The sequence below is a fragment of the Fodinicola feengrottensis genome, assembly GCF_039530045.1.
Lineage (GTDB): Bacteria > Actinomycetota > Actinomycetes > Mycobacteriales > HKI-0501 > Fodinicola > Fodinicola feengrottensis.
This window is the reverse complement of record NZ_BAAANY010000040.1, coordinates 85,770-98,861: the sequence shown is the minus strand read 5'-3', so window position 1 is coordinate 98,861 and position 13,092 is coordinate 85,770. Positions and strand designations below refer to the sequence as shown.

The following is a 13,092-nucleotide window of genomic DNA, read 5'->3' as shown; positions in this document are numbered from 1 at the left end:
TCTGTTGACAACTGGCCCATTGTTCGGCCTGTGACCAGGGCCGATGCGGTACGAACCGGAGCCTTTGGGTAAGTCCTGGAACCTTCACTAAAACCTGCGCCGCAGCCGCCGGTCCGACCTACCGTGCCGTCTGTCCAGCCGGGCCCCGCGGGTCCGGTCGTCGCAACGGTTTGTTGGAGGACACGATGGCGCATGCCCTGTTCCGGCGGACGGCCGCGGTCGCGGCTGGTCTGGCCGCGATCGCCGCGCTCGCCCCGCTGACGGCGGCGAGTCCGGCGGCCGCCGCCGCTCGAACGCCGCTGGCCGACCACGGTCCGTCGGTGCCGGCCGGGTCGCACCGCGACGGCCCGTTGAGCACCAGCCAACGGCTCGGCCTGGCGATTTCGCTGCGGCCACACGACGAGGCAGGACTCACCAACTTCGTTGCCGCTGTTAGCAATCCCGCGTCACCTGCCTATCGACACTACTTGACCTCAGACCAGTACGGCCGGTATTTCGGGCCGCGACAGTCCGATGTGGACAAGGTGCGGGCGTATCTGAAAGACAGCGGGCTGACGGTGACCGCGGTGTCCGGCAACCGCCAGGTGGTCGACGCCACCGGCACCGCGGACCAGGTCAAGGCAGCCTTCGGCACGGGGATCAGTGACTACGCGGGGAAGAACGGCCAGCACTTCTATGCCAACGACTCCGCGCCATCGGTGCCATCGTCACTGGCCAGTACGATCCGTGGCGTCGCTGGTTTGACGAATCAGCAGGCCGTTTTTCCGGTGAGTACGCCGGCGGGGCCGGGCGGCCCGGGCGGCGGATACACCCCCGCGCAGCTGCGCACGGCATATTCGATGAAGTCGCTTTCGGCTTCGTACAACGGATCCGGGCAGACCGTCGGACTGATCGAATTTGACGCCTTCAAACAGTCCGACCTCACCGCGTGGACGAATTATTACAGCCAGCCCGCGGTGACGCCGACCGTCGTGCCGATCGACGGCGGAGTGTCGGGCCCTGGCAGCAACCAGCTGGAGGTCACGCTCGATGTCGAAGCGGTCGCGGCCACCGCGCCGGGCGCGAAACAGGTCGTTTACGAGGCCGGAAACACCGACAGCGCCTGGGTGGACGAAATGGCCAAGATCGCCAGCGACAACGCCATCACGGTGTTGTCCGGTTCCTGGTTGAACGGCGAGAAATGCGCGTCCGCGCCGATCCAGGCGTCACACGACTCGTACACCCAAATGGCCGCGCAGGGCATCACGATGCTGTCCGCATCCGGGGACTGGGGAGCGACCGGCTGCGGCTACAACGGCGACAATTCCACTGTTGAGACCGATTTCCCGGCCAGCGATCCACTGTTCACCGGGGTGGGTGGCACCCAGCTGCGGACCAGCGACAGCGCCGGCACCTACCAGTCCGAGTCGTGCTGGAACCAGGGCTCGTCCGGCAACACCCGGTCCGGCGGCGGCTATTCGTCGATTTTCGCCAAACCTGACTGGCAGCCCGGCAGCAACGCGTACCGGTCGGTGCCCGATGTGGCGCTGCTTGCCGACTATGGAGCCGGCGCGCTTTCGGTCTACATGAACGGAAACTGGGAGGACGTGGGTGGCACCAGTTTGTCGTCGCCACTGTGGGCCGGCTATATCGCGATGGTCAACGAAAAAGCCACGGCCGGCGGGAAGAGCAATGTTGGTGCGATCAACCCCACCGTTTACTCGGTCGCTCAGTCTTCTCAGTATTCCTCGACTTTCCGGGACGTGACGGCCGGGAACAACGGCACGTACAACGCTGGCACCGGCTATGACCTGTGTACGGGCTGGGGTTCGATGCAGGGCGACAACCTGGCGGACCCGCTCGCGAACGGTGCCGGACCGGCCCCGACCAACGACTTTTCGATGTCCGCAAGCCCTTCCTCGGTCACCGTCGATCCCGGTAAGTCGGTCACCACGACGGTGGGTACGACCGTGACGAAGGGCAGCGCCGAGAGCGTCGCGCTGTCCGCGACGGGCCTGCCCACCGGCGTGACCGCGACCTTCGACCCGACTTCGGTGACGGCCGGCCAGTCCTCGACACTGACTTTGACGGCCGCTGCCTCAGCAACCGGTGGCACCAGCAATATCAGTGTCAGTGGGAAAAGTACCGACGTGACGCACTCAGCCGCGGTCGCGTTGACGGTCACCGGGGGCTCACCCGGCGGCCAGCTCACCGTCGCTGACCCGGGCTTGCAGTTCACCCAGCACGGCCAGTCCGTGACGCTCCCGATGCGGGCGACCGGCGGCACCGGCTCGTACGCGTGGTCAGCCAGCGGCCTGCCGGCCGGGTTGTCTGTTGATTCGCGCAGCGGGGTGATCAGCGGGCGGCCATCGGCCACCGGCGCCTTCCAGCCGACGGTCACCGCGACCGACGCCGGCGGGGCCACCGGCAAGGTCCAGTTCACCTGGTTCGTCTACTAAAACCGCGCGCAATGCGAGGGTTCCCGCTTCAGTCAAAGGCGGGAACCCGCCAGCACGGCCCACTATTTCCGCGGCGACAACTCACCCAGCCGGCGTGCTGCCGCCCTGATGCGGGCGAGCACGAAGGAGACCACCCAGATGAAAAGGAACCCGAACAGCGCGGCCGTGCCAGCCGCGCAAAACGCTGCGGGACCACTGGGCGAACGGGGAGGCCAGTGCAGCTCAACGAACAGCGGAAGCCACCAGAAGTAGCTGCCGATCAGGACGGCCACCGTCGCGATCAGGCCAATCACTGCCCCCAAGCAGCCGATCTCGCCGTCGGTTTGTTTTTGGCGTTCCTGGGCCAAGACCCGATCCAGCGGAACTGTCCTACCGGTGGCTCGCTGCTCCTCGCTGTCGTACGCCTGGAAATAGCCTTCGGGTCGGTCCAGGCCGGCGGGCGACTGACCGAAACCGCCAGGGCGGGTGTCCTCGTGGGCGTCCGGCGATCCGAATGCCGGGTAGTTCGGATCGCTTGGTGGGCGTCCGTCGTGGCCCGGTGCGGGCGGGATCGGGTCAGGCACTCGGCATCCAGGTGTCTGCGGTGGGTCTGCCGATCGTTTCCGGCATGGTGCCGTCACGGTAGGCAGTCGGCGTGAAAGGCGGCAATATCGATCATGCATCCGTGGCCCTCGGGCCCGGAAAGCTGCCCACCCGTGCACCAAACGATCCGGAGGGTCTGTCGAGTCAGTCCCATGCCCAGGTCAGGCCGACAATGCCGGGTCCAGCGTTGGTGACCACGAGATGGGCCGTGTTCGAGGCGCCAATCCACAGCGGCGGCTCCAGCCGGCGCGGCCCTTCGAGGGTGTTTTGCCGATACGGGGTGCAGGTTGCCGGTGCTGGGCAAGCAAAACTGACCTGCAGTAAATACTGCTGAACCGGCCGGGTGAAGCGGCGGTGGAACCAGGTCAGCTCCTGCCCGGACGGATAGGCCGACACGTATTCGACGACCGAGCGGTCACCGGCCGACAGCCGTTGGTCAAGCAGCAGCTCACTCACGGTCGCTCCGGCCGCGCCATTTCCGCGTACCCGGCCGAGCCGGCAATACCGTACGTCGGTGACCGCCGGCTGGTGTGGCTCCTCATTCCACTGGTAGACCACACAACGGTCGACTCGATCGACCAGAGCTTCCAGCACCAGCCGGGTACGAACCGTGCTGATCACCCGGTTTTCGTCCACCTGCACGTGTTCGTGGACGTCGAGATAACGCAGTTGGCCGTCCGGTGGCGCGTTCAGCGCGGCCAGCAACGGGCTGTGCGACGGCCACAGCCGGCGCCGGTCGAGCGTGCCGGGCTCCTGCGGTTGGCGGCCTCGCGGTCGGGGTGGCCCGAGCATCGACACCAGGGATGCCGCCGGTAGTCCCAAAACTTTCTCCAGCAGCTGGACGGCCCGAAGCGACTCGGCGCGTTCGGGCCGGCTGCGGCCGTGTCGCCAGTAGCTGAGCGCGGTCCGGCTGACCTGCACCCCACCTTCGCCGAGATGGTGTTGCACCCGTTCCAGGCTTAGCCCGCGAACAGTGATCGCATGATCGAGTACCTGCGCGAAAGTGCCGTGACGCAACAAATGCCGGAGGTGCCGATCGGGAACGACCCGCAGGGTCTGGTCAACGGGCACGGTGTCCTCCTCGGCGGGGCCGGACAAAAGCCCTGCCCACTATCACCCCGGCCGACAAGATCTGTCTAGATCAGATATCTCTTCATATAGAATCTGCGGTGAGTTTACGCCGATTTATCAAGATTTTGCCGCTATCAAGGCTTGCGGCCGACGCCGCCCAGGACGAGGTCGAAGATCGGCCGTACCGCCTTGGTCGCCGGTCCGGCCGGCCACCAGCGGTGCAACGGAACCAGGCCGGGCTCCACCAGGTCGACGCCGTCGAACAGCGTTTCGATTTCCTCGCGCGGGCGCCAGTGAGTGGTGGCGTTGGTGGAGCGGTACGCGGCTTCCATCCGCTCGGCGAGCTGGCTGACCTCGCCGCCGTCGCCGGGATTGTGTACGTGCGTGAGCACCACGTACGAACCGCTGGCCAGCCGGTCGATATAGCGCGCCATGATCGACTGCTGTTGTTCGAGCTTGTCGATGTGGTGGATGGTCGCGCACTGGATGAGGGCGATGGGCCGGTCCAGCTCCAGGAAGCCGGCGACCGGTTTGCTGTCCAGCAGGTCGTCGGGGTGCCGCAGGTCCGCGTTCACGAAGCGGGTGTTCGCGTTGTCCTCCAGCAGCGCCCGGCCGTGCGCGATCACCACCGGATCGTTGTCGACGTAGACGACCTTCGCGTCCCCGTTGGCGAGTTGCGCGGACTGGTGGGTGTTCTCCATGGTCGGCAAACCCGAGCCGCAGTCCAGAAACTGGTCGATGCCCACCTCACCGGCGAGCCAGCGGACCACCTTGCGGGACCAGACGCGATGTTCCTTGGCCAGGGTGGGCATCTGCGGGTCGATCGCGAGCATGTTCGTCAGGACCTGGCGATCGACCTCGAAATTGTCCTTGCCACCAAGGGCATAGTCGTACACGCGCGCGATGCTCGGCCGGCTGGTGTCGATCACCGGGTCGCTGTCCGTCATCGTGAGGTCCCTGTTGGTCGTCTTCTGGCCGGGTCAGAACCGTTGGCAGGTCAGGAATCCATGGCCCGTTCCGGAAATAATGGCGCCGGCAGCCGTGGATGTCCTCCCTTCCTATCCTGCACGATCGGAATTGTCTACCAGTACGCGGTGTGTGGACGTCCGAAATGGACGGTCGGCCGGGTGTTTCTTAACAACAGCCAGCCAACCGGCCATCGTACGCATGTTCTAATCGACCGGATTCGCGGACAGGAATACCGGTACGACGGTGAGCGGGAAATGGATGCGATCGTGGTCCACCTGAGGCGACAGTGGCTTGCCGTGCGCGTCGATTCCGTACGCCGACTCCGCCGGCCAGGGCCACTGGAAATCAACCGGTGGGGAGTCTTCGCCGGTGACCGCCGGGCGCCGAACCCACGCCACCAGAAGCGGCTGACGGTCCGGCCGTTCGACCTCGAAAACGAAGAGATCGGGCTGGTCAGGCACCTCGCGCCGGCGGACAGCGGTGGCGTCCCGGAGCATCCACGCGGTCAGCTCCAGGGTGTCGGCGGCCGGATAGCGGTGCGTGAGCTCGCCGTCCTGGTAGTCCATCAACCGGAGCCTGTCGAACAGGAAGCCCATCACCTCGTACGTGACCGGAAGGTCCGGCGTCTCCGGGCCAAGGTTCCAGCACAGCGTCCGGCGTACGCCCGCGGCCAGCGCGAACAGGTTGCGGATGACCACATCGCGGCTGTGTAGCCGGTCCAGCAGGGCGGCCGCAGCGGGCGGGCAGTCGGGCACGAACATCTGCACCTCCGGCGAGAGGTCGTCGACCCGCGCGTACAGCGCGACCAGCGCGTCGTGCTCGGGCCGCCGGCGGTCCAGGTCCGTGGTCTGGTTGGTCCAGTCGGCTGGCAGGCCGCCGCCGACCATCCCGCCGCTGGCCTCAATGACCGGCGCGAGGTGGCCGAAAGCGGCCGGGAACTCGAACGGCACCGGCCCGCCGTACTCGCCGGCCACGATCGGTTTCTGGTAGCCGGCGGCCGCCATCAGGTCGCGGCAGCTCTGGACGGCGTCCGGGATCTCGTACGCGCTGCCGTAGAAGTGGACGTCGAACACGTCGAAGTCATCCTCAGCGTTCTCCAGGATGTACTGGAAAACCGCCTTGTCATCTCCGTTGGCGGCGCCGGGCGGCGCACCGCCCAGGACGACCAGCGCGGCTGGGTCACTTTCTCGTACGGCGGCGGTAAAAGCCTTCAGCTGCGTGACGTATTCCGCGGGCGTACCAGCGAAAAGGATCGGCACCGACGGTTCGTTGTCGCATTGCCAGTACGTCACGCGGCCGGCGCAGCGGGTCACGACTTTACGTACGAAATCCCCAAAGACGGCCGGGTCCTTGGCCGGTGACGGGGGCAGGAAGTCAGTGCTGCGGATGGTCGCCCAATGGGAGCTCGAGCAGAGCGTCACCCAAGCCTCGACATCGGCGCCCAACTGCGCCAGGAAATGGTCGACCGCGGTCCAGTCGTAGCGACCGGGTTCCGGCTCGATCTGCGACCAGAACAGGAAGATCCGGACCGTGCCAGCGCCCAGTGCGCGTACCTGCGGCAGGAACACCTCCGGCTCGCCCAGCAGGCCATAGCTGATCCCTCGGACGACACCCAGCCGGATGCCGGGCGGGATGCGGTCTTCGTGGGTACGCATAGGAAACCCTCCAACTCAACAGTGTTCAATGAACGGTGTTCAGGAGACTAGCTGAACAGTGTTGAGGAGGCAAGGGATTGCCCGTAGGATGACCCCCCGATGGCACTCGACCGAGATCAGATCGTCCAAACCGCGCTGCGCCTGCTCGACGACGTCGGGTTTTCCACGTTGTCGCTGCGTCGGCTGGCAAAAGAGCTGGATGTGCACGCGTCCGCGCTCTACTGGCACTTCGAGAACAAACAGGAACTGCTCGACGAGATGGCTCGGGCGATCATGCTGGAGGTGGTCTCCGGCGACGATCCGCAGGTCACCGCCGACAGCTGGGACGAGTGGCTCATGCACCTCGGGCGGGCACAGCGCCAGGCTGTCCGAACACATCGGGATGGGCCGCTGCTGATGCTGGCCGCCCGGCCGCTCGCCGACTACCAGCTGGGTTATCTCGACTGGATTCTGAATCTGCTGGTCAGCTCGGGTTTTAGCGGTCAGGAGGCTGGCCAGGCTTTCGCGGTGATCAGCAACTACGCGCTCGGCACGGCGATTGTCGAGCAGCAGCAGGACGGGGTCCGGCTCGCCGACGTCGATGGTGCGCTGGACGCTCATCCGGGGCTCGCCAGCATCGCCCAGGCGGCCGCCGACCCCGACATGATCTTCGAGTCCGGCCTGCGCTGGTTGGTCGCCGGCATGCGCTCGTCGAGGGCCAGCGACTGACCGGTTGCCTTATCGCGTATTCGACGGGGAAAGCGGGGCAACCTTGGCCCCAGCTGGACCGTCTCAACGATGGGGGCGGCGCGACCGTGGGATCATGATATAAGTGCGGATCTGGTGGATCGGAAGGATGAAGAGAGTGCAGCAGGAGAGCGGCGTGGCTCGACGGTGGCACGGGTGGACGGCTGGGGTGGCCGCGATGGCGGTGGTCGGCCTGTTGGCCACCGGCTGTGCGGACAAAGAGGTGCCGGCAGCGGCGACCAAACCCCTTGTGCCAGCGGCCCAGTTGTCTATAAGTCCGGCGACCGGCAGTCAGAACGTGGTGCCCGGCAGTGGGATCACGGTGACCGCGAGCGGTGGCAAAGTGAAGGACGTGGTCGTCCAGAACTCTGGTGACACGGTGGTGGGCACCCTCAGTCCGGACGGCACCAGCTGGAAGAGCAACTGGGCGCTGAACACCGCGAAGAGCTACACGGTGACCGCTACCGCGGTGAACTCGGCCGGCAAGACGGTGACGCAGACCAGCACCTTCACCACGCTGAAGCCGGCGCACACCTTCGACACCCAGATCGCCGAGAGCAGCCACGGGACGTACGGCGTGGGCATGCCGATCCAGCTGAGCTTCGACCGGGCCATCACCAACCGGGCCGCGGTCGAGAAGGCCATGCAGCTCACCACCTCGCAGCCGGTCGTCGGTGCCTGGTACTGGATCGACAGCCAGCACCTAGACTTCCGGCCGCGGGACTACTGGCCGGCGAACACCCAGGTCAGCCTGAACGCGCACCTCAATGGCGTGGCCGGCGCCAACGGCGTGTACGCGGCTGGGAACCTCAGCCAGACGTTCACCATCGGTCGCTCGCTGATCGTGGTGGCCAGCACTCGTACGCACCGGATGAAGGTCTATAAGGACGGCAAGCTCGCGTACAACTGGGCGATCAGCACGGGTAAGAGCGGGCACGACACGCCCAACGGCACTTACCTGACGATCGACAAGGGCAATCCGGTGGAGATGCGCCCGGCCGACATCAAGAAGGGTCAGCCCGGCTACTACGACCTCAAGGTGCCGTGGTCGGTGCGCTTCACCTGGGCCGGCGACTACCTGCACGACGCGTACTGGTCGGTGGACCAGCAGGGCTCCGAGAACGTCAGCCACGGCTGCGTCAACATGGCGCCGGCCAACGCCGAGTCGTACTACAAGATGGAGATCCCCGGTGACCCGGTAACGATCACCGACAGCCCGCTCGGCGGCGAGCCGGGCGACGGGTGGACCGACTGGTTCCTCGGCTGGAGTGACGTGCTCGGCAAGAGCGCCACCCACCAGGCCGTCCAGGCCGGCTCGACCGGCAGCCAGTTCGTCGACCCGGCCACGCTGGCGGCCACCTCGGCCAGCTCGCCGACCACGACCACCTTCGTCCACAACGCGAAGGCTTCGTAGGGTCTGCTCCTAGCGCTACGAAACCCGCGGCTTAAGTCGCTCCCGTCGTGACAATCGGAATCCGATTGTCACGACGGGGGCCGCCGGAGCCGCGGGTTTGGTTTTGGTGGTGACAATCGGACGAAACCGCCGCCGCAGCGGATGGGCTGGGCGGCGGTTCGTACGAGCCAGGGTCAGCTGTTGACGGTCCCGTTGGCCAGCACGGTGGTGGGCTTGGCTGGGCGGGCCTGGCCGGGTTCGATGCTCACCGCGTACGCCGCCGCGGCCGAGGTGCTGGCAGCGGTCGCGCCGAGCTGGTGGACGGCGATGCCGGTGCCGGTCACGTCGAAGCGGGCCACCGGCTGAGGGGCCGAGTTCGGGCCGCCGGGAACCGCCCAGAGCCAGTACGACGTGCGGCCGGCCGCGTTGGCCGCCATTCCGTCCGTGACGATCTCCAGCTGGCCGTTCGAGGACAGCACATACGCGATCGGCTTGCCGGCGGGCGTGGACAGTGCGGCGAGCCGGTTGCCGGGGCGTACCAGCTGACGGATCAGGTCCTGCTGCTGCGCGGCGACCTGGTCACGAGCGCGTTGTTGCTGCTGGAGCACCACATTCCAGCCGCCCAACACGAGCGCGATCACCACTGCCGCAGCGGTCAGCACCCACGGCAGCGTCCGCCGCCGAGACCGGCTGGCGGGTCGGCCAGCGCGGTCAGGCCGGCCAGCGGGTCGGCCGTCTGCCGGGCGGACAGCCTCTGGGCGCACGGCAGCCGGTCGCTTATTAGTCGATCGATCAGCAGGCTGGCGCCCACCACTCATCGATCGATCAGTAGAAGTGCCGGGGCCGGCCGTCGGCTGACGGTGGGTGACCTGCGTGGACGTGCCAAGGTCCGCGAGCGCGGCCTGCCGGATCCGATCCCGCAGCTGCGGCGGCGGCTCGGAATCCGGTGACGCCTGCGCCACCTCGCTCAGCGTTTCGCCGAGGTCGGCGACCATCCGCTGGCAGTGTGCGCACTGCGGCAGATGGGCGGCGAAGCGGGCCTCGTCGGTCGGCTCGAGCGCGTGCAGCGCCCAGCCGGCGGCCAGTTCCTCGTACTCCCGGTGGACGGAGTTCTCCCACTCACTCATAGCGCACCCCCGTCGGTGACCGAGCCGCCGCCGAGCAGGTCGCGCAGCCGGCGCATACCGGTCAGCATCCGGGTCTTCACGGTCCCCAGCGGGGTGTCGGTCAGCGCCGCCACCTCGCGTTGGGTGTATCCGCCGAAGTACGCCAGCACGAGCGCCTCGCGTTGCGGGTCGGGCAGTTTGTGCAGTGCTTCGCGGACTCTTTCGCCGCGCAGCGTCGACCAGACCTTGTCGTAGACAGCATGGGCGACCTCGTGGGCGCCGCGGTCGATGGCGAACTGTTCGGTGGCCTGGGCCCGGCGGCGGCGCAGCGACTCCTCGCGGCGCACCGCGTCGACCGCCTTGTGGTGGGTGATCGACAGCAGCCAGGACGCGAAGCCGCTGCGGGACGCGGTGTAGCGGCTGGGATCCTTCCAGAGCGCGAGGAAAACCTCCTGGACCACGTCCTGGGCGAAGCCGTCATCGCCGATCACTCGCCTGGCCAGGCTGTACGCCGGTCGGCCATACCGCTCGTAAAGCAGGTCCAGCGCGTCCGCGTCTCGCTCCAACAGCCGAGCGACCAGCTCCGTGTCGCTCACCTTGGTGTCACTGACCTCGGTGTCATTGCCTTCGTGCACGCTCGCCGACGCGCGACGGCGTGCGTCGGCGGGCACCCCATGGGTGCCTGCCCACCGCTCCGGTTCGACCATCAGGCTCCTCGTCACGCCCACCATTCGTGCGCGCCGTCGATTTGGATTGCCCGCTCACTGAAATCTACCCTGTAGCGTCCGGCCACGATATCGGAGGCAATCCGGAACCGGTGCCGGCGCGAATGACTGGCATGACCACAGATGAGGCCGTGACCCCGCCCACATCAAAGGTCAGCCACCGGTTTTCGTTGGTCGACACCGTTTTGGCGGCGGCAGCGGGCCTGCTGTCCGCCGCTGTCGCGCTCGGTGTCGGGCAACTGGTTGCCGTGCTGACCGGACCGGCGACGGCCCCGGTCAGTGCGGTGGACCAAGGTGTGGTGGTGCTGACGCCGGAATGGGCGAAGGAATTCGCCATCCGTACGTTCGGCGAAAACGACAAGCTCGCCCTGATGATCGGGACGTTGCTCCTGGTCGCGCTGGTGGCGATGGCGATTGGCATGGCGTCGGGATTTCGCCGAGAGCTGGGCATCATAGGTATCGGGCTGTTCGGTCTGATAGGTGCTTTCGCTGCCCTGCGTACGATTCCGAACGCCACTTTCGTAGTAGTGGCGCCATCGATCGCCGGTGGCATCGCCGGAGCCTTCGCCCTGTGGTGGATGATTCGCCGCAAGAAGCCCGAACCCGTCGAGATGCCGACCGAGCGTACCGGCCTGGACAGGCGTGGTTTCCTTTTGGCGGCGGGCATCTCGCTCGCGGTTGGCGTGGTAGGCAATGGTGTCGGGAAGTTCCTGGTCGACCAGCGCTACAACGTGGCCACCGTTCGGGCAAAACTGCGGTTCGCCAGGCCAGCGAGTCCGGCGCCGGCGCTGCCGGCCGGGGTGGACCTGAAACTGCCGGGCCTGACTCCTTTCAGTACGACCAACAGTTCTTTCTATCGAGTGGACACCGCGGTGGTGCCGCCGCAGATCAATCCAGCTGACTGGCAGTTGCGCATTCACGGCATGGTCGACCGCGAGATGGAGATCAGTTTCGCCGAGCTGGTGAACCGGGATCTGATCGAGCGGGATATCACTTTTACCTGCGTCTCGAACGAAATCGGCGGCAAGTTGACCGGCCAGGCGCGCTGGTTGGGGGTGCCACTGGCGGACCTGCTGCGGGAGGCCGGCGTACGACCCGGGGCCGACCAGATCTTCACCACGTCAGCCGATGGCTGGACTTGTGGCACTCCGACCGACGCGGTGATGAACACCCCGAACGCGATGCTGGCGGTCGGGATGAACGGCGAGCCGTTGCCGGTCATTCACGGATTTCCGGTGCGAATGATTGTGCCCGGCCTCTACGGCTATGTGTCCGGTACGAAATGGATCGTCGACATGGAACTGACGACATTCGCGACCGGCCCGAAACCGTACTGGGTGCAGCGAAAGTGGAAAACCACCGCGCCCATCAAAACGATGGCCCGCATCGACACTCCGGGGGCGCTGGTGGACGTACCCGCCGGCCAGCCGGTGGCGGTCGCCGGAATGGCCTGGGCGCAGACCCGCGGAATCGAGAAAGTGGAAGTTCGGGTCAATAACGGCGACTGGCAGCAAACCGAACTGGCCGCTGCCGCGAACAACCAGACGTGGCGACAGTGGTGGTGGAAATGGGTGCCGGCCGGGACCGGAATTCAGTCCTTGGCGGTACGGGCCACCGACGGCACCGGCGCGGTGCAGACCGACCAGCGCGCCGATCCGTTCCCGAATGGCGCCAGTGGCTGGCACACCGTCGCGGTCAACGTGCTGTGACTCGTACGAAATCCCACAACCGGAAAGGAAGTTCCGCCGTGAATCCGTGGAACACCAACAAAATCGCCCGACTCGGCATGGTCGCGGCGGCCGCCACCCTGGCGCTGGCGATGAGCGCCTGCAGTGGTGGCACGACCAGCACGAGCAACACGTCGGCGCCGGCGGCGCCGCCCACGTCGGCGGCCGCGGCCGCTCCGGTAGGGGAGAACTTCGGTTCGGGCTGCGCGTCGGTGCCCAAGACCGGCGCCGGCAGCTTCCAGGGCATGTCGGGCGCGTCGGTGGCCAACGCGGCGTCGGCCAACCCGGTCCTTTCCACCCTGGTCGCCGCGGTCAAGGCAGCCGGCCTGGTCGACACCCTCAACAGCCTGCCGGCCGCGACTGTTTTCGCGCCGGACAACGCGGCTTTCGCGAAGATCCCGGCTGACCAGCTCAAAAAGGTGTTGGCCGACAAGGCATTGCTGACCAAGATCCTGACCTATCACGTGGTGGCCGGCAAGAAACTCACTCCTGAGCAGTTGATCGGCACCCAGACCACCGTCGAGAAGGGCACCGTCAACGTGACCGGCAGCGGTGAGGACCTGACGGTCAACGGCAACGCCAAGGTCGTCTGCGGCAACGTGCAGACCGCCAACGCCACTGTCTACATCGTCGACACCGTCCTGATGCCTTCATAGCAACTAGCAAACGCTGAGCCCGGGCCGGTCGGTCCGGGCTCAGT

At 66.6% G+C, this 13,092-nt stretch carries 11 protein-coding genes; 5 read left to right on the top strand and 6 right to left on the bottom strand.

Features of this window, described 5'->3' with window-relative positions; translation table 11 throughout:
• The first annotated feature begins 185 nt into the window (after window positions 1–185).
• Window positions 186–2,438: a protease pro-enzyme activation domain-containing protein gene (locus tag ABD301_RS37770; protein WP_344314899.1), complete on the top strand. Its 2,253-nt coding sequence runs from the start codon at window positions 186–188 to the stop codon at window positions 2,436–2,438.
• A gap of 62 nt (window positions 2,439–2,500) precedes the next feature.
• Here ABD301_RS37770 and ABD301_RS37765 read toward each other — a convergent pair whose 3' ends face one another.
• The 4 genes from ABD301_RS37765 to ABD301_RS37750 all read right to left on the bottom strand — a co-directional run bounded on the left by ABD301_RS37765 (window position 2,501) and on the right by ABD301_RS37750 (window position 6,715).
• Complete coding sequence (locus ABD301_RS37765; protein ID WP_344314898.1) at window positions 2,501–3,001, bottom strand: hypothetical protein; 501 nt, start codon at window positions 2,999–3,001, stop codon at window positions 2,501–2,503.
• 163 nt (window positions 3,002–3,164) lie between these two features.
• The gene (locus ABD301_RS37760) at window positions 3,165–4,091 is read right to left on the bottom strand and encodes a hypothetical protein (RefSeq protein WP_344314896.1); all 927 of its coding nucleotides are present in this window, start codon (window positions 4,089–4,091) and stop codon (window positions 3,165–3,167) included.
• 134 nt (window positions 4,092–4,225) lie between these two features.
• Window positions 4,226–5,038, bottom strand: a complete 813-nt coding sequence (locus ABD301_RS37755) for an SAM-dependent methyltransferase (protein ID WP_344314895.1) — start codon at window positions 5,036–5,038, stop codon at window positions 4,226–4,228.
• A 225-nt stretch (window positions 5,039–5,263) separates the two neighbouring features.
• The gene (locus ABD301_RS37750) at window positions 5,264–6,715 is read right to left on the bottom strand and encodes a glycoside hydrolase 5 family protein (RefSeq protein WP_344314894.1); all 1,452 of its coding nucleotides are present in this window, start codon (window positions 6,713–6,715) and stop codon (window positions 5,264–5,266) included.
• Window positions 6,716–6,814: 99 nt separating this feature from the next.
• On the opposite strand from ABD301_RS37750, the gene ABD301_RS37745 reads away from it, so the two are divergent.
• Both ABD301_RS37745 and ABD301_RS37740 read left to right on the top strand, forming a co-directional pair.
• Window positions 6,815–7,423, top strand: a complete 609-nt coding sequence (locus tag ABD301_RS37745) for a TetR/AcrR family transcriptional regulator C-terminal domain-containing protein (protein WP_163568450.1) — start codon at window positions 6,815–6,817, stop codon at window positions 7,421–7,423.
• A 136-nt stretch (window positions 7,424–7,559) separates the two neighbouring features.
• The gene (locus ABD301_RS37740) at window positions 7,560–8,855 is read left to right on the top strand and encodes a L,D-transpeptidase (RefSeq protein WP_344314893.1); all 1,296 of its coding nucleotides are present in this window, start codon (window positions 7,560–7,562) and stop codon (window positions 8,853–8,855) included.
• A gap of 173 nt (window positions 8,856–9,028) precedes the next feature.
• Here ABD301_RS37740 and ABD301_RS37735 read toward each other — a convergent pair whose 3' ends face one another.
• Window positions 9,029–9,961, bottom strand: coding sequence for an anti-sigma factor domain-containing protein (locus ABD301_RS37735; protein WP_344314892.1), 933 nt, complete (start codon window positions 9,959–9,961; stop codon window positions 9,029–9,031).
• Entirely contained in the window at window positions 9,958–10,647 is a 690-nt protein-coding gene (locus ABD301_RS37730; protein ID WP_344314891.1) for a sigma-70 family RNA polymerase sigma factor, read from the bottom strand. Before ABD301_RS37730 ends, ABD301_RS37735 begins: the two co-directional genes overlap by 4 nt.
• Before the next feature lie 131 nt (window positions 10,648–10,778).
• Here ABD301_RS37730 and ABD301_RS37725 point away from each other — a divergent pair, with 131 nt between their 5' ends.
• Both ABD301_RS37725 and ABD301_RS37720 read left to right on the top strand, forming a co-directional pair.
• A complete protein-coding gene (locus ABD301_RS37725) occupies window positions 10,779–12,374 on the top strand; it encodes a molybdopterin-dependent oxidoreductase (protein ID WP_344314890.1) in 1,596 nt (531 codons plus the stop codon).
• A 38-nt stretch (window positions 12,375–12,412) separates the two neighbouring features.
• On the top strand, window positions 12,413–13,048 hold the full coding sequence (locus ABD301_RS37720) for a fasciclin domain-containing protein (RefSeq protein ID WP_344314889.1): 636 nt from the start codon (window positions 12,413–12,415) through the stop codon (window positions 13,046–13,048).
• The last annotated feature ends 44 nt before the right edge of the window (window positions 13,049–13,092 follow it).

Excerpts from the sequence above, each read along its gene's own strand:
- ABD301_RS37770 (WP_344314899.1), top strand. The coding sequence starts at position 186 with ATGGCGCATGCCCTGTTCCGGCGGACGGCCGCGGTCGCGGCTGGTCTG.
- ABD301_RS37755 (WP_344314895.1), bottom strand. The coding sequence starts at position 5,038 with ATGACGGACAGCGACCCGGTGATCGACACCAGCCGGCCGAGCATCGCG.
- ABD301_RS37750 (WP_344314894.1), bottom strand. The coding sequence starts at position 6,715 with ATGCGTACCCACGAAGACCGCATCCCGCCCGGCATCCGGCTGGGTGTC.
- ABD301_RS37745 (WP_163568450.1), top strand. The coding sequence starts at position 6,815 with ATGGCACTCGACCGAGATCAGATCGTCCAAACCGCGCTGCGCCTGCTC.
- ABD301_RS37735 (WP_344314892.1), bottom strand. The coding sequence starts at position 9,961 with ATGAGTGAGTGGGAGAACTCCGTCCACCGGGAGTACGAGGAACTGGCC.
- ABD301_RS37730 (WP_344314891.1), bottom strand. The coding sequence starts at position 10,647 with ATGGTCGAACCGGAGCGGTGGGCAGGCACCCATGGGGTGCCCGCCGAC.
- ABD301_RS37725 (WP_344314890.1), top strand. The coding sequence starts at position 10,779 with ATGACCACAGATGAGGCCGTGACCCCGCCCACATCAAAGGTCAGCCAC.